Origin of the sequence: Streptomyces prunicolor NBRC 13075 (assembly GCF_000367365.1) — a bacterium.
In the GTDB taxonomy this organism is placed as follows: Bacteria; Actinomycetota; Actinomycetes; order Streptomycetales; family Streptomycetaceae; genus Streptomyces; species Streptomyces prunicolor.
Window position 1 is genome coordinate 1 of sequence record NZ_BARF01000048.1, and the last position, 22641, is coordinate 22641.

General features: G+C 71.1%; 21 protein-coding genes and 1 pseudogene. 10 read left to right on the forward strand and 12 right to left on the reverse strand.

Annotated elements, in window-relative coordinates:
- The 4 genes from SPR02S_RS56045 to SPR02S_RS21305 all read left to right on the forward strand — a co-directional run.
- On the forward strand, window positions 1-500 hold a 500-nt coding region (locus SPR02S_RS56045), incomplete at its 5' end, for a phosphoglucose isomerase-related protein (protein ID WP_043258404.1).
- A gap of 1 nt (window position 501) precedes the next feature.
- Window positions 502-1377 (forward strand): phosphogluconate dehydrogenase (NAD(+)-dependent, decarboxylating), encoded by an 876-nt coding sequence (gene gnd / locus SPR02S_RS21295; protein WP_019059023.1) that lies wholly within the window; start codon window positions 502-504, stop codon window positions 1375-1377.
- 7 nt (window positions 1378-1384) lie between these two features.
- Window positions 1385-1972: a histidine phosphatase family protein gene (locus tag SPR02S_RS21300; RefSeq protein ID WP_019059024.1), complete on the forward strand. Its 588-nt coding sequence runs from the start codon at window positions 1385-1387 to the stop codon at window positions 1970-1972.
- Window positions 1973-2072: 100 nt separating this feature from the next.
- Entirely contained in the window at window positions 2073-3536 is a 1464-nt protein-coding gene (locus SPR02S_RS21305) for a hypothetical protein (protein WP_019059025.1), read from the forward strand.
- Here SPR02S_RS21305 and SPR02S_RS21310 read toward each other — a convergent pair.
- Both SPR02S_RS21310 and SPR02S_RS21315 read right to left on the reverse strand, forming a co-directional pair.
- Complete coding sequence (locus SPR02S_RS21310; protein ID WP_019059026.1) at window positions 3523-5331, reverse strand: bifunctional sugar phosphate isomerase/epimerase/4-hydroxyphenylpyruvate dioxygenase family protein; 1809 nt, start codon at window positions 5329-5331, stop codon at window positions 3523-3525. The genes SPR02S_RS21305 and SPR02S_RS21310 overlap by 14 nt on opposite strands.
- 96 nt (window positions 5332-5427) lie before the next feature.
- A complete protein-coding gene (locus SPR02S_RS21315) occupies window positions 5428-6345 on the reverse strand; it encodes a shikimate dehydrogenase (RefSeq protein ID WP_019059027.1) in 918 nt (305 codons plus the stop codon).
- Window positions 6346-6518: 173 nt separating this feature from the next.
- Here SPR02S_RS21315 and SPR02S_RS21320 point away from each other — a divergent pair, with 173 nt between their 5' ends.
- Together SPR02S_RS21320 and SPR02S_RS21325 are read left to right on the forward strand one after the other, a co-directional pair.
- On the forward strand, window positions 6519-7184 hold the full coding sequence (locus SPR02S_RS21320; RefSeq protein WP_019059028.1) for a TetR/AcrR family transcriptional regulator: 666 nt from the start codon (window positions 6519-6521) through the stop codon (window positions 7182-7184).
- A 196-nt stretch (window positions 7185-7380) separates the two neighbouring features.
- On the forward strand, window positions 7381-8721 hold the full coding sequence (locus SPR02S_RS21325; RefSeq protein ID WP_019059029.1) for an MFS transporter: 1341 nt from the start codon (window positions 7381-7383) through the stop codon (window positions 8719-8721).
- 326 nt (window positions 8722-9047) lie between these two features.
- Here SPR02S_RS21325 and SPR02S_RS21330 read toward each other — a convergent pair whose 3' ends face one another.
- Entirely contained in the window at window positions 9048-9497 is a 450-nt protein-coding gene (locus SPR02S_RS21330; protein WP_019059030.1) for a PPOX class F420-dependent oxidoreductase, read from the reverse strand.
- Between the two features lie 99 nt (window positions 9498-9596).
- Here SPR02S_RS21330 and SPR02S_RS21335 point away from each other — a divergent pair, with 99 nt between their 5' ends.
- The 3 genes from SPR02S_RS21335 to SPR02S_RS21345 all read left to right on the forward strand — a co-directional run bounded on the left by SPR02S_RS21335 (window position 9597) and on the right by SPR02S_RS21345 (window position 12828).
- Entirely contained in the window at window positions 9597-10178 is a 582-nt protein-coding gene (locus SPR02S_RS21335; RefSeq protein WP_043258407.1) for a TetR/AcrR family transcriptional regulator, read from the forward strand.
- Complete coding sequence (locus SPR02S_RS21340; RefSeq protein WP_019059032.1) at window positions 10175-11533, forward strand: MFS transporter; 1359 nt, start codon at window positions 10175-10177, stop codon at window positions 11531-11533. The genes SPR02S_RS21335 and SPR02S_RS21340 overlap by 4 nt, the downstream gene beginning before the upstream one ends.
- A 65-nt stretch (window positions 11534-11598) precedes the next feature.
- Window positions 11599-12828, forward strand: coding sequence for a serine hydrolase domain-containing protein (locus tag SPR02S_RS21345; protein WP_019059033.1), 1230 nt, complete (start codon window positions 11599-11601; stop codon window positions 12826-12828).
- Window positions 12829-12865: 37 nt separating this feature from the next.
- Here the strand turns inward: SPR02S_RS21345 and SPR02S_RS21350 are convergent, their stop codons facing one another.
- The 5 genes from SPR02S_RS21350 to ribA are packed head-to-tail and all read right to left on the reverse strand — an operon-like array spanning window position 12866 to window position 17886.
- The gene (locus SPR02S_RS21350; protein WP_019059034.1) at window positions 12866-14020 is read right to left on the reverse strand and encodes a saccharopine dehydrogenase family protein; all 1155 of its coding nucleotides are present in this window, start codon (window positions 14018-14020) and stop codon (window positions 12866-12868) included.
- Entirely contained in the window at window positions 14013-15080 is a 1068-nt protein-coding gene (locus tag SPR02S_RS21355) for a saccharopine dehydrogenase (RefSeq protein ID WP_019059035.1), read from the reverse strand. The genes SPR02S_RS21350 and SPR02S_RS21355 overlap by 8 nt, the downstream gene beginning before the upstream one ends.
- Entirely contained in the window at window positions 15077-16222 is a 1146-nt protein-coding gene (locus tag SPR02S_RS21360) for an NAD(P)/FAD-dependent oxidoreductase (RefSeq protein ID WP_019059036.1), read from the reverse strand. The genes SPR02S_RS21355 and SPR02S_RS21360 overlap by 4 nt, the downstream gene beginning before the upstream one ends.
- A complete protein-coding gene (locus SPR02S_RS21365; RefSeq protein ID WP_019059037.1) occupies window positions 16219-17190 on the reverse strand; it encodes an ornithine cyclodeaminase family protein in 972 nt (323 codons plus the stop codon). The genes SPR02S_RS21360 and SPR02S_RS21365 overlap by 4 nt, the downstream gene beginning before the upstream one ends.
- A 33-nt stretch (window positions 17191-17223) precedes the next feature.
- Window positions 17224-17886, reverse strand: a complete 663-nt coding sequence (ribA, locus tag SPR02S_RS21370) for a GTP cyclohydrolase II (protein ID WP_019059038.1) — start codon at window positions 17884-17886, stop codon at window positions 17224-17226.
- Window positions 17887-17924: 38 nt separating this feature from the next.
- Between ribA and SPR02S_RS60320 the strand changes: the two genes are divergently transcribed.
- Window positions 17925-18680: a creatininase family protein gene (locus SPR02S_RS60320; protein ID WP_078622952.1), complete on the forward strand. Its 756-nt coding sequence runs from the start codon at window positions 17925-17927 to the stop codon at window positions 18678-18680.
- A gap of 143 nt (window positions 18681-18823) precedes the next feature.
- On the opposite strand, the pseudogene SPR02S_RS64910 reads toward SPR02S_RS60320, so the two are convergent.
- The 4 genes and pseudogenes from SPR02S_RS64910 to SPR02S_RS21400 all read right to left on the reverse strand — a co-directional run.
- A pseudogene (locus tag SPR02S_RS64910) lies at window positions 18824-19915 on the reverse strand (lysylphosphatidylglycerol synthase transmembrane domain-containing protein); the annotation flags it as partial.
- Window positions 19912-21012 carry a hypothetical protein gene (locus tag SPR02S_RS21390; protein WP_026150747.1) on the reverse strand — a complete coding sequence of 367 codons (1101 nt, stop codon included), beginning with the start codon at window positions 21010-21012 and terminating at the stop codon, window positions 19912-19914. The gene SPR02S_RS21390 and the pseudogene SPR02S_RS64910, both read right to left, overlap by 4 nt.
- The gene (locus SPR02S_RS21395) at window positions 21009-22193 is read right to left on the reverse strand and encodes a glycosyltransferase family 4 protein (RefSeq protein ID WP_019059042.1); all 1185 of its coding nucleotides are present in this window, start codon (window positions 22191-22193) and stop codon (window positions 21009-21011) included. Before SPR02S_RS21395 ends, SPR02S_RS21390 begins: the two co-directional genes overlap by 4 nt.
- Window positions 22190-22588 carry a 6-pyruvoyl trahydropterin synthase family protein gene (locus SPR02S_RS21400; protein ID WP_019059043.1) on the reverse strand — a complete coding sequence of 133 codons (399 nt, stop codon included), beginning with the start codon at window positions 22586-22588 and terminating at the stop codon, window positions 22190-22192. Before SPR02S_RS21400 ends, SPR02S_RS21395 begins: the two co-directional genes overlap by 4 nt.
- Window positions 22589-22641 lie beyond the last annotated feature (53 nt).

The following is a 22641-nucleotide window of genomic DNA, read 5'->3' on the forward strand; positions in this document are numbered from 1 at the left end:
ACTACCAACTCATCCACCAGGGCACGAAGTTGATCCCGGCGGACTTCATCGGCTTCGTCAACCCGGTCGCCGAGCTGAGTGACGGCCTCAAGAAGCAGCACGACCTGCTGATGGCCAACTTCTTCGCCCAGACACAGGCGTTGGCCTTCGGCAAGACACCGGACGAGGTACGCGCGGAGGGCGTGCCCGAGGAACTGGTGCCGCACAAGACGTTCAAGGGCAACCACCCCACGACCACGATCCTGGCCCGCGAGCTGACCCCGTCGGTCCTCGGCCAGCTCATCGCGCTCTACGAGCACAAGGTGTTCGTCCAGGGCGCGATCTGGAACATCGACTCCTTCGACCAGTGGGGCGTGGAGCTGGGCAAGGTCCTCGCCAAGCGCGTCGAACCCGCCCTGACCGAGGGCGCGGACGTGCCGGGGCTCGACTCCTCCACCGCCGCTCTCGTGGCCACCTACCGGACTCTCCGTAGTTCCCAGGATTCTCAGGAAGTGAACTGACATGCAGCTCGGACTGATCGGCCTCGGCAAGATGGGCGGCAACATGCGCGAGCGCATCCGCCGCGCGGGCCACACCGTCATCGGCTACGACCGCAACCCCGAAGTGACCGACGTCGAGAGCCTCGCCGAACTGGTCGACAAGCTCGAAGCGCCGCGCACGGTATGGGTGATGGTCCCGGCCGGTGCCCCGACCCAGTCGGTCGTCGACGAGCTGGGCGAGCTGCTCCAGCCCGGCGACGTCATCGTGGACGGCGGCAACTCCCGCTGGACGGACGACGAGAGGCACGCCGAGGAGCTGGGTGCCAAGGGCATCGGCTTCGTCGACGCGGGTGTCTCCGGCGGTGTGTGGGGCCTGAAGAACGGCTACGCGCTGATGGTCGGCGGCGACGCCGAGAACATCGCCAAGGTGCAGCCGATCTTCGACGCGCTCAAGCCCGAGGGCGAGTTCGGCTTCGTGCACGCCGGCAAGGTGGGCGCCGGGCACTTCTCGAAGATGGTTCACAACGGCATCGAGTACGCCATGATGCAGGCGTACGCCGAGGGTTGGGAGCTGCTGGAGAAGGTCCACTCCGTCACGGACGTGCGGGAGGTGTTCCGTTCCTGGCAGGAGGGCACCGTCATCCGCTCGTGGCTGCTCGACCTCGCGGTCAACGCCCTTGACGGCGATGAGCACTTGGACAAGCTGCGCGGTTTCGCGGAGGACTCCGGCGAGGGCCGCTGGACCGTCGAGGCGGCCATCGACAACGCCGTACCGCTGCCTGCGATCACGGCCTCCCTCTTCGCGCGGTTCGCCTCGCGTCAGGACGACTCGCCGCAGATGAAGATGATCGCGGCGCTGCGCAACCAGTTCGGCGGCCACGCCGTCGAGTCCAAGTAGGCGCGCCGTGGGGGATCTTCTGCTGGTCCGCCACGGCGAGACGGAGTGGAGCGTGTCGGGCCAGCACACCAGCTGGACCGACCTGCCCCTCACCCAGCACGGCGAGGAACAGGCCAAGTCCCTCGCTCCGCTCCTCTCGGACCGGACCTTCGCTCTCGCACTGACCAGCCCGCTCGGCCGCGCGATACGCACCGCCGAACTCGCGGGCATCACCGGGGCCGTACCCGACCCCGACCTCCACGAGTGGGACTACGGCGCCTACGAGGGTGTCACCACCGTCGACATCCACCGCACCCGCCCCGACTGGTACTTGTGGACCGACGGTGTCCCGCCGGGCCCGGCCGGACACCCGGGCGAGTCCCCGGACGAGGTCGGCGCCCGTGCCGACCGGGTCCTGCAGCGGGTGGACTCGGCGCTCGGGGACGGTGACGTGGTCCTCGTGGCGCACGCCCACTTCCTGCGCGTCCTCACGGCCCGCCGCCTGGGCCTGACAGCGGCGGACGGTCGCCTGTTCCAACTGGCCACCGGCACGGTCAGCCGCCTCTCCACCGAGCACGACCGCCCGGTCATCGCGGAGTGGAACACCCGACCGTAACAACGGCACAACTCCTCGGCCCGGACCGCACGTTGACGTGCGGTCCGGGCCGGATTCGTCCCCTGTGCGCGCGACCTCCGCGCGGCTAGAGTCCCGCCTGATGGAGATCAACGATCTGACACCGGCCGAGGAACAGGTGTGGCGAGCCTTCCCGTTGGGCGAGTCCGTGGACTTCCGCACGGCGGACGCCGAGGACGTCGCCCTCGGCGGCGACTGGGGTCCCGAACGGACCGTCCGCGCCGAGGTGTTGCGGGCGCTGCTGCTCAACGGGCCGCAGGAAGCGGGCGAGATAGCGTCACTGAGCCTGGAGGGCGCCCGGATCAGCGGGAGGCTCGATCTGCAGTACGCGACGATCGACCACCCGGTGCGGCTGCGGTACTGCCACTTCGACGAGGTGCCCCGCTTCTACGCCTGCCGACTGCGCGAACTCAACTTCGGCGACTCGGTCCTGCCCGGTCTCACCGCCCACGCGATGCGCGTGGACGGCGTGTTGCGGTTGACCCGGTCCCGGTTCCGCGGAGTGGTGCGGCTCGCCGGGGCGAAGATCTCCGGAAGCCTGTTCATGGAGAGCGCGGAGATCATCGCCCCGGACGCCGAGGAACCGGTGCTCCAGCTCAACCAGGCGGCCGTAGGCGACGATCTCCGGGCGAGCGGACTGCGCACACACGGTCAGATACGGCTCAGCGGAGCGAGCGTCGCCGGGTCGGTCAACCTCAACACCGCGCACCTCTCCAACCCCGGGGACTCCACCGTCGACGCCGAAGTGCTCGTCGTGGAGGGCAACTTCCTGTTGCGCGAGGCCCGAGTGGACGGCTGGATCGGCCTGCGCGGAGCCCGGATCGCGGGTCGGCTGGACCTGTCGTACTCGACCCTGTCGAACCCCGGCGGTCCCGTCCTGCTGGCGAGCAGCACCACCATGGGAGAACTCTGGCTGCGCCAGAGCCCGCCCATGCAGGGGGGACTCGTGCTGCGCAGTGCCCAGATCGACGTGCTGCTGCTGGAGCCGGAGGCCCTGCCGGACCAGGTCTTCCTCACCAGCCTCAGCTACACCTCGCTCATCCCGCACGAGCCCGCCGAGCGTCGGCTGACCATGCTGGAACGCGACGGCGACGGCTATGTCCCGCACGCCTACGAGGAGTTGGCCGCCGCGTATCGCCGCGTCGGCGACGACTACGCCGCCCGCAACGTCCAACTGGCCAAGCAGCGCCGCCTGCGCGGCACCCTCCGGTGGTACTACCGGATCTGGGGCTACGCCCAGGACACCACCGTCGGCTACGGCTTCCGCCCGCTGCGCGCCTGCACCTGGCTGCTGTCGCTGCTGGCGATCGGCTCCCTCGCGTACGGCCTGCACCAGCCCCCCGCCCTCAAGCCGTCCGAGGCCCCGCACTTCAACCCGGTGTTCTACACGCTCGATCTGCTGCTGCCGGTGATCTCCTTCGGCCAGGAGGAGGCGTTCGCGCCGGAGGGCTGGTACCAGTACCTCTCCTACGCCCTGATCATCACCGGCTGGATCCTCGCCACGACGGTCGTCACCGGCGTGACCCGGTCCGTCAGCCGCCAGTGAGGCCCTTCGCCGTGTGCTGGGCGGCAAGGCGCACCGGCGCGTTCTGGGCGCCGTAACCGCGGTAGTCGCCGTCGCGCTGCACGAGTTCGAAGAAGACCCGCCCGACGGTCCGCGTGTAGCAGTGCCGGAACTCGCCGCCCGCGTCCCGGTCGTAGAGGATGCCGAGGTCCTGGTACGTCGCCAACTCGCCCTCGGGGAAAGCGAACCGGGCCGCGAGGTCGTCGTAGTAGTTCGCGGGCATGCGCAGCAGTTGGCCGCCGGACTCGCGGAAGCCGCGGGCCGCGGTGACCACGTCCTCGGTGGCGAGGGCGATGTGCTGGGCGTGGGCGCCGTCCTCGCTCGGGGCCGCGCCGACGCTCAACGCGATACGGACACTGCCGTCGGGGGTGGTGACCGCGCGGCTGCGGAGCAGGCCGTAGGGGTCGGCGACGTCGACGCTCTCCTGCGCCTGGAGGCCAAGGACGCTGCGGTGGAAGAGAGTTGCCTCGTCGAAGTGGTGCCAGGGCTGGGTGAGGGCGAGGTGGTCGATGCGCTGGACGCCTGTCCCTGCGGGCAGTTGAGCGGCGGCGTCGGTGAAGTCGGCGTGCCAGCCCGGGAGTTCGGGGGTGGTGCGGGCGCAGAAGAAGAGCTCCGCGCCGTCCGGTGCGGCCACGGCGTCGAGCGGGGCGTCCTCGAGGGTACGGCGGCGGGGCAGGACCGGCGCGAGGAGGGCCTCGGCGCGGCGGGCGGCGCCCTCCGGGTCGGGTGACTCCAGGCCGATCGCCGCGAGGGCCGTGCCGTCCCGTCGTAGGGCGGGGCCGGTGTTGACCAGGATGCGGGCCTCGCCCTGCTGCCACAGGTCCACCGGTTTGGTGCGGTGACGGGCCGTGCGGGCGAAGCCGAGGGCGCCGAGCAGTGCCGAGACGGGTTCGGCGTCGGGGGTGACGAGTTCGGCGAAGGCGACGCCCGTGGGGACGACGGGGGCGGGGGGCTCCAGTACGCCGACCGCCTCCTGGAGGACCAGCAGCGAGCGGTGGGCGTCGACCGCCGTGGGGCCCGCTTCCGCTTGCCGGAACACGTCGTTGAAGATCTCCAGTGAGAGCGGACCGTCGTAGCCCGTGCCCAGGACGTGCCGGACAAGTCCGGCGACGTCGAAGCCGCCCTGGCCGGGGAAGCAGCGGTAGTGGCGGCTCCACTGGAGGACGTCCATCGCGAGCAGGGGGGCGTCGGCGAGTTGGAGGTAGAAGATCTTCTCGCCGGGGATGTCCGCGATCCCCTTGAGGTCCTCGGGGTCGGAGCTCCGCGACAGGATGTGGAAGCTGTCCAGGCAGGTGCCGAGTGCCGGGTGGCCGGCCGTCTCGACGATGCGCCAGGCGTGCTCGTACGTGCTGACATGCCGTCCCCAGGCGAGCGCCTCGTAGGCGACGCGGACGCCGAACTCCTGGGCGAGGTCGGCCAGTTGGCTCAGCTGTGCGGCGGCGAGCGTGTCGTCGTCCTCGGCGAGCGGGGAGACGCTGGAGCAGACGAGGACGGTGTCGGTGCCGAGCCTGCGCATCAGCTCGAACTTGTGCCGGGCGCGGCGCAGATTGCGGGCGAACTCGGCCTCGGGCACCGCCTCGATGTCCCGCATCGGCTGGTAGAGGTCGATGGTCAGGCCGAGGTCGGCGCAGCGGGCGCGGATCTCCTCGGGCGTCAACGGGCTGGCGAGGAGGTCGTTCTCGAAGATCTCGACGCCGTCGAAGCCGGCCCGGGAGGCGGCGGTGAGTTTCTCGGTGAGGGAGCCGCTGAGGGAGACGGTGGCGATCGACGTACGCATCGGGGTACCTCTCAATTTCGCTGCGGGGCACGGCCAGTTCGGTGCGGGCGCGGCTATTTCTGGGCGGGCCGCGGCTATTTCTGGGCGGGCGCGGCTCTATTTCGGTGCGGGCACGGCACCGGCCAGCTCGGCGATGTCCGCGAGCATCCGCGCGCTGTCGGGTTCCCGGCCGGTGAACAGGCGGAACGCGTCCGCCGCCTGGAAGACCGCCATGCCGCCGCCGTCGAGGGTGGCGCAGCCCAACGCGCGGGCGGTGCTGAGCAGTTGGGTCTCCAGCGGGCGGTAGACCACTTCGGCCACCCACAGCGCGGAGTGCAACAGGCGTGCGGGAAAGGGCAGTCCGGGGTGGGCGGCCATCCCGGTGGGGGTCGCGTGGACGATGCCGTCGGCGTCGGCAAGCAGTTCGGGCAGCCGGTCGGGGGTGGCGCCGGCGGCGCGGCCCGGGCCGAAGTGCCGGTTCAGGGAGTCGGCGAGGGCAATCGATCGTTCCTGCAGCGCGTCGACGACGGTGACGCGCTCGGCGCCGAGGGTGAGCGTGGCGTGGGCCACGGCCGCGCCCGCGCCGCCCGCGCCCACCTGCACGACCCGCTCCATGGGCGCGTCGGGCAGTCCACGGGCGAAGGAGGCGGCGAAGCCGGTGACGTCCGTGTTGTGGCCGATCGCGCGGCCGTCCGCCTCGAAGACGACGGTGTTGACCGCGCCCAGCGCCTCGGCCTGCGGGGCGAGCCCGTCGAGGTGCTCGATGACGAGCTGCTTGCACGGATGGGTGATGTTGAGCCCGTCGAAGCCCAAGTCGCGGGCGGCGCGCACCAGTTCGCCCACCGCCTCCGGGCCGACGCCGAGCACGTCGATGTCGATGAGCCGGTACAGATAGCGCAAGCCCTGCCGGTCGGCCTCGCGCTCGTGCAGGGCGGGGCTGAGGGAGGGACCGATACCGGAACCGATCAGCCCGACGAGATACGAGTCGACGAAAGACGGGTCGCCGACAGACGGGTCCTTGAAGACGTCGGCCACGGTGGTCCTCCCGAGCTGAGCGGGTCACTAATGTACGAACTAGTACGTTAGCTATATCAGCATCGCCGAGCCACGGGAACCCCTCGGCCGGGAACCCGTCCGCCCGCGACCGGTCGCTCCTTCTACAATCGGCCGCACACCGCGCGCACGCCCGAAGGAAGCCAAGGAACCCGATGACCAGCGTCGAAGAACCGGCACGACCGAACGGGCGCATCCGTGACGCGGCCCGCACCAAGGCCGAGATCCTCGACGTGGCGACCCACGAGTTCGCCCGGGCCGGCTACGACGGCGCCCGCGTGGACGAGATCGCCGCCCGCACCCGCACCACCAAGCGGATGATCTACTACTACTTCGGCGGCAAGGAGCAGCTCTTCACCGCCGTTTTGGAACGGTCCTACGGAGTGATCCGCGAGGCCGAACGAGGCCTGGACGTCGAACATCTGGACCCGGTCGCGGCCATCCGCCGGCTCGCGGAGCTGACCTTCGACCACCACGAGCAGCACCCGGACTTCATCCGCCTGGTGTCCATCGAGAACATCCACGGCGCCGAGCACATCGCCGCCTCCGAGAAGCTCGGGAAGATCGGCTCGCCCGCCCTCGACGTGATCCGCCGGATCCTGGAGGCGGGGCAGAAGTCGGGCCTGTTCACCGCCGACGTGGACGCCGTCGACCTGCACGTGATGATCAGTTCCTTCTGCTTCTTCCGGGTCGCCAACCGGCACACCTTCGGCGCCCTGTTCGGCCGCGACCTGGTGGCGCCGGCCCAGCGCGAGCATTACCGGACGATGCTGGGCGACATGGTGATCGCCTATCTGACGGCGGAGCGGGCGGCGGACTGAGCCGCGAGATCCTTCGGTACGGCCTCTTGACACCCGGGAAACGTGAGCGCAACATCCGTAGCCACCGCTACTAACTATCCAGTGGGTTAATTAGTCGGGCAGCACCCGGCGCGGCCGTCCCGTCACCCCAGGGATCCGGCACCTCTCCCCCGCCGCTCACTCCGCCTACGGTGGAGTTCCCCCGAAGGAGCAAGCCGTGTCCGTCCCCGCCAAAGCCGTCGGGCAACCGAAAAAGGCCGCCACCGCCGCCTGGATCGGCAGTGCCCTGGAGTACTACGACTTCTTCATCTATGGCAGCGCCGCAGCCCTGATCTTCCCCAAGGTCTTCTTCGACGACTCGGACCCGGCCACGGCGACCCTGCTCTCCCTCGCGACCTTCGGTGTCGCCTACGCGGCCCGGCCGGTCGGCGCGCTGTTCCTCGGACACTTCGGGGACCGGGTCGGCCGTAAGAAGATCATGATCTTCACGCTGCTGCTGATGGGCCTGTCGACGTTCCTCATCGGCTGTCTGCCCACGCGGGGCCAAGTCGGCACGCTCGCCCCGGTGTTGCTCGTGCTGTGCCGGGTCCTGCAGGGCATCTCGGCGGCGGGCGAACAGGCCAGCGCCAGTTCCATGACACTGGAGCACGCGCCGGCGGACCGGCGTGGCTTCTTCACCAGTTTCACGCTGGGCGGCACCCAGGGCGGCCAGCTCATCGCGACACTCGTGTTCCTCGCCGTGGCCCAACTCCCGGACAAACAGCTGCTGTCGTGGGGTTGGCGCGTTCCATTCTGGGCGAGCGTGCTGGTCGCGGTGGCCGGCTACTTCATCCGCCGCAACCTCCAGGAGACCCCGGCCTTCGCCGAGCAGGCGGCGACCGAGGGCGTCGTGAAACTGCCGCTCGTGGTGCTGCTGCGCGAGCACTGGGCGGACGTCCTGCGGGTGATCGCGGGCGCGCTGATCGCCTCCGTCTCGACGATCTTCACCGTGTGGGCGCTGGCCTACGCGACCAGCGACTCCGTCGGCATGTCCCGCTCGTCGATGCTGTGGGTGGGCGCGTTCGCCAACCTTGTCGCCCTCGCCGCGATCCCCCTGTGGGCCACGCTCTCCGACCGCATCGGCCGCCGCCCGGTGTATCTGATCGGCGCGGTCGGCAGCGCGATCACGATGTTCCTCTACCTCTGGGCGATCTCGACGGGCTCCTACGCCCTCATCCTGATCCTCGGCATCGTCGCCTTCGGCGTGGTCTACAGCGCGGCGAACGGCGTGTGGCCCTCTTTCTACGGCGAGATGTTCTCGACCCGTGTCCGGCTGTCGGGCATGGCCATCGGCACCCAGATCGGTTTCGCCGTGGCCGGGTTCGCGGTCACGTTCGCCGCGCAGATCGCGGGTCCTGACGGCACGGACTGGTCCGCGGTGGCGTTGTTCACGGCGGCGCTGTGCGTCCCGCCGGTGATCGCGGCGCTCACGGCCCGCGAGACCCACACGGTCCCGACGGAGCTGCTCGGTACGCGGTCGCTCCGGGACGCGTCGACGCCGGAGACCGTGACAGCCTGACCGTCGCTCCCCAAGTACCGCACCCCCGGGCTTCATTGCCCGGGGGTTTCCATTTTGGAGCGGTCCAGACCGACGTGACCTCTCCCCGGACACGGACACCCCGTTGACAGATGACGTTTCACGCAAGAACATCGGCCGGAACAAGCAGAAAAGAACAGCCGCGGCACTCGTCGCTCTGCGCCGCCAGTAAGGTCCTCCGCGTGCCCCGGCCGATTTCAGGGGCGGCCGGTGCACGCGGGCCCGGGTCCGGCTGACGCTGCCGGCTCATGGTCCGCTCACCGCGCAGCCGCTCAGCCTCGGCTCCGGTGAACGATGGTGACGATCGGTCAGCCCTGGTCGGCGCGCTTCGGAATGCCGTAGGCCCGCTCCACCCGCAACCGCAGCACCAGCCGCCGGTCCCGCACCATCGCCGCCCGATAGTCGTCCCAGTCCGGATGTTCGCCCAGGACATCGCGGTAGAGCCGGATGAGTTCCTCGACCGTGTCGTCGTGCGGGTCGGCGGCGACCGGGGTGAGGTCGGCCGTGCCCTCGGCGACCGTGTACGCCCAGCGATCGGGGCTGGTCACGTGGTAGGAGGCGCGGGCATCCCGGCGCATATTGCGGGTCTTGGCGCGGTCGTCGGTGATCGACACCCGGATGACGCGCTCGTCGGGGTAGTAGGCGTGGCTGACATTCGACAGCTGGGGGCGGCCGTCGCTCTTGAGGGTGACCAGTACTCCGCCGTGGCCCTCGGAGATCAGCTGGAGCAGTGCGTCCTGCGTCGCGTCGTGAGTCATGCGTCCTTCAACCGTGTGAAGCAGGTCACGCATTCCCCTCAGGCGGGAGCCCGCGTGTAGACACTGTCTACGGTCGACTGGTAGACAGTGTCTATGAGCATGAGCGAACCGGAAGCAGGACTACGGGGCCGCCTGGTCGACGTAGGGGTGGAGCTGGTGGCCCAGGAGGGTGCGCAGGCGTTGACCCTGCGCGAGATCGCCCGGCGGGCCGGTGTCTCGCACGGGGCGCCGCGCCGTTACTTCCCCACCCACTTGGAGCTGCTGTCGGCGATCGCGCGGCGCGGCTTCGCCGAGCTGGGTGAGCGAGCGAAGAGCGCGATCGCGGATGGTGCGGCAAGCCCGCGCGCGCAGTTGACAGCGCTGGGCCGCGTCTATCTGGAGTTCGCGCTCGACAACCCCGGCATGTACGAGTTGATGTTCCGTCACGATCTGTTGGAGAGCGGCCACTTGGGACTTCGGGACACCAGCCTGCCGCTGTTCGGCGTCCTGGTGGACCTGGTCGGCCGGGCCCGCCCCGACGTGAACGCCCGGCTCGTCGCGGGCGCGTTGTGGGCGAACCTGCACGGCATCGCCCAGCTCTGGCGCTGGGGCAGCCTCCAACTCGCCACCGGCGCCGATGACTTCGTACCCCTGCTGCGGTCGGCGCTCGACGCGCACCTGGGTCCGGAGGCCACCCGATGACGGTTCACCGCAGGCTCGTGCTGGCGAGCAGTGTCGCGGGGGCGGCGATCGTCGCGCTGGACGGGACCGTGCTCACCGTCGTACAGCCCACGCTCCAGCGGGAGTTGGGGGCGTCGCTCGCGCAGGTCCAGTGGACGAGCACCGCGTATCTCGTCGCCGTGGCAAGCCTGTTGGTGTCGGCCGGGCGGATCGGGGACCGGTACGGGCATCAGCGGGTGTTCGGGCTCGGCATGCTCGGCTTCGGTCTCGCCTCGGCCGGGATCGGGCTGGCGCCCGGGGTCGGCTGGGCGATCGGACTCCGGGTCGTCCAGGGGGTGTTCGGGGCGCTGCTGCAACCGGCCACGCTCGGCATGCTGCGTGCCGCGTTCCCGCCGGACCGGCTCGGTATGCCCATCGCCGTACGGACGAGTGTGATCGGAATCGCGGCCGCCGCCGGGCCGTTGGTGGGCGGGGCGCTGGTGGGCGCGGCGGGCTGGCGGGCCGTGTTCTTCCTCAACGTCGTGCCCTCGCTGGTGTTCGGCGTACTCGCGCTCACCGTCCGGGGCCCGCGGCGCACAGAAGCGGCCACCGTCCGGTTCGATCTGCCCGGCGCCCTGCTGCTCGCGCTCTCCCTCGCCTCCCTCGTCCAGGCGTTGGTGGATCTCCCCGGTTCGGCCGCCGGGTTGGCCGTGTCCGTGCTGGCCGGTCTCGCCTTCGTACGGCATGAGCGTCGTACGGCGCATCCGTTGCTGCCGCCGGACGTCGTCGGGTCGGTGGCGATCCGCGGGGCGCTCGGGATGCTGCTCGCGGCGTCGGCCGCCTTCTCCGGGACGCTGTTCGTCGTCACCTATTTCCTGCAGGACACGCTGGGACTTGGACCGTTCCAAAGCGCCCTCCGAGGGCTGCCGTTGGCCGCCGCGATGGTCCTCGCGGCACCCGCGACCGCCGTGGTGCTGCGCCGGGTCGGGGCGCGTCGTACGGCCGGCGTGGCGATGACGGTCGTGGCCCTGGCTGTCCTCGTGTTGTCCCGGGCCTCCGGCGCGGTCGCGGTATGCGGGGGTTTCGCCCTGCTCGGGGCCGGGTTTGGAACGGTCCTGGTGGCGGCGACCCAAGTGGTCGTGCGGGAAGCGGCCGTCGATTCGGCCGGGGTGGCGGGCGGGCTCAAGCAGACCTCGACGAACGTGGGTCCGACGCTCGGGGTCGCGGCGGGAAGTGCGCTGATGGCCGCCGGTGGCCGGGAATTGGCGCTCGGAATACTCGCCGCGGTGGCCCTGACCGGCGCTCTCGCCTGCCTCGCGCTGCCCGGGCGGACAGTCGCGTCGCTCACACATCCCCCCGTTACAGGAGACCGCGCAGGTGTTCCTGCGGGACGATGAGTTCCGAGGTGTCCGGGGCCGGGTATGCGGGACCCCACCTCGTGAACGCAATTCGGAGGAGAGCCATGGCACAGCTGCGACAAGAAGTCGACCCGGACGAGGTCGGACTGGATCACAAGGCGCTGGACCGCCTGGACCAGCACTTCGCCCACTACGTCGACGTGGAGCGCCTGCCCGGCTTCCTGGTGTCCGTGGCCCGCGGCGGCCGCGTCGCCCACCTCACCGCCCACGGGCACCGCGATGTCGCGGCCCAACTGCCCGTCACGCCGGACACGTTGTACCGGATCTACTCCATGACCAAACCGGTCACCGCGGTCGCCGCGCTGATCCTGATGGAGGAGGGCAAGCTCTCCCTGGACGACCCGGTCGGCCTGCATCTCCCGGCCTTCGCCGACATGCGGGTCTACGACAGCGGGTCCGGCGCCGACGTGAAGACACGGCCGGTGGAGCAGCCGATGCTGATCCGCCACCTGATGACCCACACCTCGGGCCTGACCTTCGCCTTCTACCACTCGCACCCGGTCGACGCCCTGTACCGGGAGGCGCACCTGGAGTCGTCCGTGCCGCCCGGCGCGAACCTCGCCGAGACGATCGACATCTACGCGAGCCTGCCGCTCCAGTTCGAGCCGGGCACGCAGTGGAACTACTCCGTCGCCTCCAACGTCCTGGGCCGGATCGTCGAGGTGGTCTCCGGGCAGCGGCTCGACGAGTTCTTCGCCGAGCGGATCTTCCGGCCGCTGGGGATGCCGGACGCCGGCTTCTCGGTACCGGACGAAAAGGCCGACCGGCTCTCCGAGTTGTACGGCGACGCCGACGGCGGCGGTATCGAGCCGATCGCCGGGCTGCCGCTGCGGGGCGGCCGGCCGCGGTTCCTGTCGGGCAGTGGCGGGTTGGCGGCGAGCCCGTACGATGTGCACCGGTTCGCGGAGTTCCTGCGGCGCCGGGGCGAACTCGACGGCACCCGGCTGCTGTCGCCGGAGACGGTCGACCTCATGGCCAGCAACCATCTCCCCGGCGGCGCCGACATGCGCGCCTTCGGCAGCCCCGCCCACCAGGAACCCGGCAACGACGGCATCGGCTTCGGCCTCAGTGTCTCCGTCGTCATCGACCCCGAACGCACCCAATCCCCCACGGGGCTCGGCACGTTCGGGTGGAGTGGGGTGGCGACCACGACGTTCTGGGTCGACCCGGGCCGTGACCTGACCGTGCAGTTCATGACGCAGCTCCGGCCGAAGTCGTCGCTGAAGATCATGCCGGAGCTGAAGCAGTTGGTGCACGAGGCGGTCACGGCCTGAACCGCGACCGCCGGCTCACTGATCCACCACTGGTTCGCTACTGATCCACCCGCAAGGTGAACTCCAGCCCCTCCCCCGCCAGTTCGCTCAGCCACTCCCGTGACCGCTGCGCCGTCTCCGCCGCCCGGATCAAGCCGGACGGCAGGTCGTCGGACAGGATGTGGCGGACGGCGAGGGAGAGCGGACGCGAGACGCAGCGGGCCATCGCGCTCTCCTCCTCGTCACCGACCAGGTCGAGGAGGTAGCTGCCGGACCAGGTCTCGCCCGTGTCGCCCCGCACGTCCAGGGACACGGCCAGGACGACCCGGTCGTGGTCGGCCTCCGTGGTGGGATAGGTGGCCGCCAACTCCCTTGCCAGCGCGGCGATCCGGGTGTCGTCGCCCGCCTTCAGCTCCTCGAACACCGCGTCCCAGGCCCGCAGCCAGCCATCGAGGCGCAGGGTGCCGCGCACGAAGGTCCGTGGTGTCCAGGCCGTCGGCAGCCCGTACTGCTCGATGAACGGCACGCTGTCCCGGTTCGGATAGACCTCGAAGGTCTCGCCGTCCACGACATGCGGCCGGGTCGCCTCCCAGGGCCGGGCAGCGGTGGTCTCTTCGCCGTCCTCCAGATAGCGCGCCGGTGAGCGCAGCGCGCCCAGCACCCCGGCCGGTGCCCAACTGAACCGGTACCGGAAGTCGTTGGGCACCGCGGGGACTCCGCCGCAGTACGAGGTGAGGCTGTACGAGGCCACCGTGCCCTCGCCGATCGCCTCCCCAGCGCGGGCGACGAGGCTGTGCGCGAAGAGGTGGTCGATGCCGGGGTCGAGACCGGCCTCGGTGAGGACGACGATCCCCGCCTTCTCGGCCGCCGGTAGCTGTTCCAGGACGGCGTCCGACACATAGCTGGAGCAGGCGAAGTGCGCCCGCCGCCGGACACAGGCGGCCAGCAGCGCCGCGTGTTCGGGCGCGGGCAGCATGGAGACGACGACGTCTCCGGGCGCCAACTCGGCCGTGAGCGCGGCGAGGTCGAACGCTCGCGGTTCGGCGCGACCCGTCAGACCCAGGTGATCCAGAGCCTGCGCCGCGCGCTCCTCGGTGCGGTGCCACAGCCGCACCCGATCCGCCGTGTCGCAGAGCAGGGCGAGACCGCTGCCCGTGGACAGTCCGGCGCCGATCCAGTGGACGGTACCGCTCGCGCGCACCACGTCAGACATGGCCCAGCTCCCCTTCCCCTACGGCGATTCCGAGTTCACGGGACTTCGTGCGGAACAGGTCCAGGCAGCGGCCCCACGCCCCGCCCGTCTCGAACTCCAGGAGTTGGGGCAGCAGTGCCGCCGAGAAGTCGGTGCTGGACTCCCTCGGCAGGAGCGACGGCAGGTTGTCGATGGCGATGAGGTCGAGCGGGGGACGGTCGCTCAACTGCCGTACCGGGTCGTCCCATTCGGTCGTACGGTCGTAGACCGGCAGGACGTTGAGAGGGGAGCCCACGTCGCAGGTGACGTCGGAGACGGTGCGGAGGCGGCGGGTCGGGTCGTCGAGGTCCGGCTCGCGGAGGAAGGGCGGGACGGGGGTGGTCGCCAGGACGCAGTTGACCAGGACGTCGTGGGTCAACAGGGCGGGGCGGTCCAGGTTTTGGGTCTCGGGCAGGTCCCAACAGGTCGGTTCGATCCTGGCCGTCGAGAACGCGACCCGCGCTCCGCGTCCGCTGCGGCCCAGCGCGCCGATCACCAGCGCGCTGAACTCCTCGTCCCGGGCGGCGGGTTGGAGCGTCTTGTCCAACTCCTCCTTCGAGGTGGGCGTCAGCGGTGCGACGAGTCGGCCCCGGTGCTGGAGCACGGCGAGGGCCGCGCCCAGGTAGCCCGCCCAGAAGCCGAACGCGGCGAGGCGGCGGCCGTTCTCGTCCACCAGGTATTCGAGGTCGAGCAGCGCTCCTCCCCCGGCGCCGAACCGCCTCAGCAGGTCGCTCGCCCCCGGCTGGCCCTTGTAGGCGTGCCCGAAGAAGATATGACGGTGGGTCAACTCCTTCGGCTCGTCCGGGAGTTCCTTCAGGCCGAGGATCACCGTGTCCCGCGGCGCCGACACCCAGGAGCCCGCGGGGGCCACGCGGGCGCCGACCGCCTCGTACTCCTCGATGGGGAAGATCCGTTGGGGGGACTCCTCGACCGTGAGGGTCACGCCGTTCTCGACGAGGCGGCGGGCGTCGGAGGGGACGACCGGGGTGCGGCGTTCGGTCGTGCGGGGCTCGTGGCGCAGCCACAGATGGAGCTCGGTCATACCAGGTTGACCTCCGGGCGCGGGGCGTCGGCCGCGAACCGGCCGGCGCTCAGGGGGCTGACGTCCACGAAGGGTACGCGGCCGAGGTACAGGTCACGGACGACCTCGCCGACGGCCGGTCCCTGGAGGAAACCGTGGCCGGAGAAGCCGGTCGCGTAGAGGAAGCGGGAGACCGAAGTCGCCTCGCCGATCAGGGCGTTGTGGTCCGGCGTGTTCTCGTACAGGCCCGCCCAGCCGCCGGTGCGGCGCAGCTCCAGGAGGTCGGGGGCGCGGCGGCGCATGGCCTCGGCGAGGCGGGGGATCCAGCGGTCGTGGGTGTCGGCGGCGAAGCCGGGACGCTCGTCGGGGTCTGACATGCCGACGAGGAGGCCGGGGCCCTCGGCGTGGAAGTAGAGGCTGGTGGTGAAGTCGATCGTCATGGGGAGGTTGGGCGGCAGTCCCTGGACCGGTCCCGTGACCGCGATCTGGCGGCGCAGCGGCTGGACCGGGAGGTCGACGCCCGCCATCGCGCCGATCCCCTTGGACCAGGCGCCGGCCGCGCAGATCACGGCATTGGTGTCGATGCGGCCGAGGGTCGTGACCACGGCGGTGATGTGCTCGCCGTGGGTCTCGATGCCGGTGACGTCGGTGTGGCGCAGGATCGTCGCGCCGTGCGCCCGGGCGGCGGAGGCGTAGCCGTGGACGACGGCCTCGGGGGTGCAGTGGCCGTCGTCGGGCGAGTAGGCGGCGGCGAGCAGGCCTTCGGTGCTGATCAGCGGGGAGAGCCGCTGGGCCTCGGCGGGGTCGATCATGCGGCTGGGCACGTCGAGGGAGTTCTGCAGCCGGACGCCCGCCTCGAAGGAGGCGACGTCCTCGGGCCGCGACAGCAGAAACAGATAGCCGACGCGATGTAACCCGATGTCGTACCCGGTGTCCTCCTCGAACCGGTCGAAGGCCTCCAGGCTGCGGGCGCCGAGCTGCACGTTGAGCCCGTCGGAGAACTGGGCCCGTACCCCGCCGGCTGCCTTGGAGGTGGACCCGGCGGCGAGTTCGTCCCGCTCCACCAGGACGACGTCCCGGACCCCGGCGCGGGCCAGGTGGTAGGCGATGCTCGTACCGATGACCCCGCCGCCGATGACGACGACCTCAGCCTGACGCTTCATGGACGCTCCTTCTTGGCCGCGTCGATGACGGCCCAGGCCGCTGCCGCGTCCTGGATGCCGAGTCCGACGCTGTTGTAGTAGACGATGTCGTCGGGTCGGGTACGGGCCGCGCGGCGGCCGGTGAGTACGGCGCCGAGCGGGATCAGGTCCTCGGGCGTGAGCAGGCCCTCGCGCAGTGCGGTCACGATCGGCCCGGCGTGCTCGGCGGCCGTCTCCGGGTCGTCGACGACGACGGCCGCGGATCGCCGTAGGACCTCGGGGTCGACCTCGCTGCGGGTGGGTTCGAAGGAGCCCACGCTGACGACCGTGCAGCCGGGCGCGAGCCAGGCGCCGTGCACCACGGGGGTGGTGCTGAGGGTGCAGGCGGCGACCACGGACGCGCCGTTCACTGCTTCCTTCGCGGTGTCCACCGCCTCGACGGGGAAGGGTAGTTGGGCCCTCAGCGTCTGTGCGGCCCGTGCGCGCCGCCGGGGGTTCGGGCTCCACAGGCGTACGGAGGTCAGGTCCCGGACCCGGGCGATCGCGCGGACGTGGGCGAGGGCCTGGGTGCCTGAGCCTAGGACGGCGAGGCGGTCGGCGTCGGGGGCGGCCAGGGCGTCGACGGCTACGGCGCTGCCCGCGGCCGTGCGCAGGGTCGTCACCGCCGTGCCGTCCATGACCGCGACCAGCTGTCCAGTGGACCGGTCCAGGGCGCTGATCACCGCGTGGATCGTGGGCAGTCCGGCGCGGGCGTTGGCGGGGTTGACGCTGCCGAACTTCGCCACCGCCCCGGTGTCCGCCGACAGCCGGGAGACGTAGGCGAAGACAACGCTGTCGTCGAAGCGGCTCGGGTGCATGATCTTGCCGGGCAGGTCGGCGTTGTCGTCGCCGAGCGCGGTGAAGGCCGCGCGCTGCGAGGCGATGGCCGCGTCGGCGTCGAGCAGGTCCGTGACCCGGTCGCCGGAGAGGAAGAGGACGTCGTCGGTCATTCCCTCTTCCTGTCCGGACCGCGCGCACCCGAATCAGGACCAGTGCGCCACCGCGTCCAAATGGGGCAGGTGGTGGTCGAGGCGCTCCCGCTTGGTGCGGAGGTAGGTGATGTTGTTCTCGCACGGCGGGATCAACAGCGGTACCTCTTCGGAGACTTTGATGCCGTGTTCCAGCAACGCCTCGCGTTTGCGCGGGTTGTTGGAGAGCAGGCGGACGCTGGCCACCCCGAGGTCGTGCAGGATCTCGGCGGCGACGCCGTAGTCACGGGCGTCGACCGGCAGGCCGAGGGCGAGGTTCGCCTCGACCGTGTCGAGTCCCTCCGCCTGCAGGGCCATCGCGCGCAACTTGGCGAGCAGGCCTATGCCGCGGCCCTCGTGCCCTCTCAAGTAGACGACGATGCCCCGGCCTTCGGCGACGACGGCCCGCATCGCGGCGTCCAACTGGTCGCCGCACTCGCAGTGCTGGGAACCGAAGGCATCGCCCGTCAGGCACTCCGAGTGGAGTCGGGTGAGTACGTCGTCCGTGCCGATGTCACCGTAGACCAGGGCCACTTGCTCATCACCGCGGTCGTGGTCCAGGTAGCCGATCGCCTGGAATTTGCCGTACACGGTGGGCAAGGGAGCATTCACGACGCGTTCCGCGCCCCTGGACTGCGCGGACTTCTGCTTGCCGAGTACGCCAATGTTTTCTGTCATGATCTGGTTCCTAAGCAGAGACGAAAGGCCGTGAAAAAATGAATGGTTCGGACTCACGGACGGCGGCATACGGACTGGTGCCGGCGGACACCACGGAGGACGTGAGGTCTAGGGGGGCAGAAGTATCAACACAGGTCGCCGTCCTTCCGGTCGGCAGTTTCGAGCAGCACGGCCCGTATCTTCCGCTGGCGACCGACACGTTGGTCGCCTGTGCCGTGGCCCGCGAGATCGCCGCGGCGTACCCGGTGCATCTCCTGCCGCCGGTGACGATCGCCTGCTCGCACGAGCACGCGGCCTGGCCGGGGACCGTCAGCATCTCTTCCGTGACCCTTCATGCGGTGGTGCGGGACATCGCGGACTCGCTCCGCCGCTCGGGGGTCGAGACCCTGGTGGTGGTCAACGGTCACGGCGGAAACTACGTACTGGGCAACGTCGTTCAGGAATCTTCTGCCCGCGGTGAGCGGATGGCGCTGTTCCCGGCCGCGGAGGACTGGGAGACGGCGCTGGAGCGGGCCGGGGTGGTGACCTCGCTGCTCACCGATATGCATGCGGGGGAAATCGAGACCTCCATTCTTCTGCACGCTCATCCCGAATTGATCCGTCCCGGATATGAGACCTCCGATTTCGTCGCCGACGACCGTCGCCATCTCCTGACGCTCGGTATGTCCGGCTATACCGAGTCGGGCGTCATCGGACGCCCGTCCCTCGGCTCGGCGGAAAAGGGGAAGGCACTGCTGGCGAGCCTCGCCGATTCCTTCGGCGCGTATTTCTCCATGGTGACCGCGGACGCCTGAGCGGGTTCCGGGTCCGGTACGGCGGTGCCGGGCCCGGCGGTGCGCAGGCCGGTGTACCAGCGGGCGACCAGGACCAGCAGGCCGGGCAGGGCGGCGACGAAGCTGAGCACGCCGTAGACCACGGAGACGGCCAGGCCGCTGCTCGCGCCGAGGCCCGCGGCGCCGAACGCCCAGGCGGTGACGCCCTCGCGTGGGCCCCAGCCGCCGACGTTCAGCGGCAGGCCCATGGCGACCAGCGCGAGGACCGCGATCGGCAGCAGCTGCGCGACGGTGGCGGCGGAGCCGGCGGCCCGGGCGGCGACCACGAACATCGCGAGGTGGCCCGCGAGGATGACGAGCGAAGAGACCGTGACGCCGGGCCAGTTGGCGCGGGAGAACAGTCCGGCACGCACCTCGTCGAGGGTCGTGCGCAGGGCGCGACCACGCCGGGTGGCGGTGGCCGGACGGTTCATGCGTACGGCGGCGACGACCGCGAGCGCTCCGACGGCGGCGAGCAGGACGAGCGGGGCGATGCTGCGGGCGTCGGCCATCACCGGCGAGTCCAGGCCCAGCAGGACCGTCACGCCCACGACGGCCAGGGCGATCTGGCCCGCGACGCGCTCCAGGACCACGGCGCGTACGGCGCGGCCCATGTCTCCGGCGCTCTGTCCGTGGCGTACGGCCCGGTGCACGTCGCCGAGGATGCCGCCGGGCAGGGCCGCGTTGAGGAACAGGGCGCGGTAGTAGTCGGCGACGGCCGGGCCGAGCGGCAGCTTGATGCGCAGGCCGCGTGCGACCAGGGCCCAGCGCCAGGCGCTGAACACCGTCGTGACCACACCGATCGCGAGCCCGATCAGCAGGGTCGGCGCGTCGATGCGGCGCAGTCCGTCCAGGAAGACGCCGGTGCCCAGGCGCCAGAGGAGGACGCCGAGGATGGCGATGCCGGCGACCGTGCCGAAGTGGGTGCGTACCGCGCGGGAGTTCACCCGGGTCAGGATCGCGCGCAGGACGCGGCGGGCGCCGGAGGCGCGGTCGGTGCCGGGGCGCGGGGCGGAGACGATCACCCCGATGCGGTCGCCGGAGACGGCCGAACTGTGCAGCGGCGGGGTGTGCTTGGGACGGCGTACCGCTTCTACGGCTTCTACGGCGGTCTCGGTACGCAGGGCGAGGGCGACCGGTGTGGACCGGTCCACACGTACCCGCCGCGTCCTGGTGCTCGGCCGCGGTGCGACCGTCCGCATCGTCTCGACGCTCATGACGTGCCCCCTGTCGGCCGGGCCAGCGCCAGCAGGTCGCTGTGGTGGACGAGCACGCTCAACTCGCCTGCCGCGCAAGCCGCGAGGCGCCGTTCCAAATACTGGTCGGCACGTTCCTTCAGCTCGGGGCGTTCCTCGACGGCCGCGCCGATCCAGCCGCGCAGCCACTCGGCGGTGAGCGCGGCCTCGTCGGGGCCGAGCCGCCAGGCGCTCGGGTGGACGCGGACCGTGGCGCCGTGCGCGGCGAAGGCCTCGCAGGTGACGGTGACCGCGTCCGGGCCGAGGAGGCCGTCGCGCCGCTGATGGGCGTTGAACGCGTCGGCGATCTCCGCGTCCATCGGGTCGGCCGGGGTGAGTTCGACCTTGCCCGCCACCGACAGGGTGAGCAGCGCCGGGCAGCCGGCGCCGACACAGGCGGCGACGAGGGCGTCGACCTCCTCGCGGGTGAGGACGTCCAGGAGCGCGGAGGCCGTCACCAGCGAGGCGCCGACCAGCGCGTCCGGGGTCAGCCGCGCCACGTCGCCGCGCCGGGTCTCCACCGTGACGCGGCTGCCGTCGGCGGCGGCGCGCGGTGAGGCGACGGCGGCGAAGTGCAGGAGGTAGGGGTCCCGGTCGTGCAGGATCCAGTGCTGGGCGCCGTCGAGGCGGGGCGCGAGCCAGCGTCCCATCGAGCCGGTACCGCAGCCCAGGTCGTGGATGACGACCCCGGAGCGGCCGGGCAGGTTGGCGAGCCGGATGCGCAGCGGGTCGAGCAGTTCGGGCGCCCGCGCGACGGCGTCGGCACCCTCCCGCAGCTCCAGCCACTCGGGCGCGTAGCGCGGCGGGTCGTCGGGTCCGACGTCCCGCAGCCGTACGGTGGCCCGCTCGCCGGGGCGGCCCGCGGGACCGGCGCCGGGGATCACGGAACCTGGCCCTGTCTGCTCGCCGGTGTCCGCTTGGACCGTTCCCGCCATGATGTCCTCCGGCCCCGGCTGTCCAGCCGTCAGGTCCTTCGCGTCGGGCTGTACCGGGGCGACCAGCATGCCCAGCGGTACGCCCCTGGGCCCCGGCTGCGCCGGGATCCGTCCAGCCTGTGCCGTGGTTGCCGACTTCCTCATGCCGCCCTCCGGGGTTCGCTGGGGAGCCGGGTGAGCACTCCGGCCAGGCTGCGGGCCGTGGTGGCCCAGCCGTCGAGGGCCGCGCGCCGGCCCCGGGCCGCCGCCTTCAGACGTCGGCGTACGTCGGCCTCGCCGAACCAGCCGCGCAGTTCGGCGGCGAGGGCGGCGGGCGCCTCCGGCGGGACGAGGATGCCGGGCACCCCGCCGTCGGGGGCGCGGCCGACCGCCTCGGGCAGCCCGCCGACGTCCGTGGCCAGCACGGGGATACCCCGTGCGAGGGCCTCGGTGACGGCCATGCCGTAGGTCTCGGCGTACGACATGAGGACCATGAGGTCGGCGGAGGCGTAGGTGGCGTCGAGTGCGGCGCCGGCCCGCGGGCCGGCAAGGTGCAGCCGGTCCTGGAGGCCGTGGCGCTTGATGAGGTCGCGCAGGTGGTCGACATACTCCGGGTCGTTGCCGAAGCCGCCGACGCACTCGCAGGTCCACGGCAGGTCGGCCGCGGCGGCCAGTGCCTCGATCAGCCGGTGCTGGCCCTTGCGCGGAGTCAGCGTGGCGACGCACACGAGGTGGGAGACGCCGTCGGTGCCGGAGGCGAGGGGCGCGATGTCGGCGCCGGGGGTGGCGACATGGACGCGCTCGGGGGCGAGGCCGTGGTGGGAGACGAGGCGGCGGACCGCCCACTCGCTGGTGCCGATGACCGCCGACACCGCCCGCAGGACCGTACGCTCCTTCTCGTCCAACTCGGCGGCCACGGCGGCCTCCAGGCCGGTCTCGTCACCGAGCGGGAGGTGGACCAGGACGGCCAGGCTGAGCCGGTCGGCCTCCGGGACGACGATCTCGGGGACCCCGCAGGCCACGATCCCGTCCATCAGTACGGCGGCACCGTCCGGCAACTCGCGCAGCACTCGGGCCAGTTCGGCACGGGCGGCGGCGCCGGGCCGGGGCCACTCGCCGTCCACGGCGTGCTTGTGGACCTGCCAGCCGAAGCCGGGCAGGTCCAGGCTGACCCGCCGGTCGTAGGCGTTGCCGCCGCTCGGCGCGGCCGGGTCGTCGACGCCGCCCGGCATCACGAAGTGCACGGTGCGCAGGGACATGGGGATGATCTCGGCATTCCGGGAGGCGGCGCGCTGCGCGGGCAGGAATCCCAGCGAGGGGGCGCGGTCGATGGTCACGTCGCTCACAGGGCACGCTCGTAACTCGCCCAGGCGACGTGCGACTCGTGCAGGGTGACCTGAAGGCCGGTCAGGCCCCGGGCGCCCTCGCCGAGCGCGCCCTTCTCGATCCGCTCGGCGAGCCGGTCGGCGATGACCTTCGCGAGGAATTCCGTCGAGGTGTTGACCCCGGCGAAGTCGGGCTCGTTGTCGAGGTTTCTGTAGTTCAACTCGCTCACGACGGCGCCCAGTTCCTGGGTGGCCAGTCCGATGTCGACGACGATGTTGTCGTCGTCCAGCTGCTCGCGCCGGAAGGTGGCGTCCACCAGGAACGTGGCTCCGTGCAACCGCTGGGCGGGCCCGAACACTTCGCCGTGGAAGCTGTGGGCGATCATGATGTGATCGCGAACGGTGATGCTGAACAACGGACGACCCTCCAGGTGCGGCGCGTCTGGTCCCGCGGCTGATCCCTGCCGGG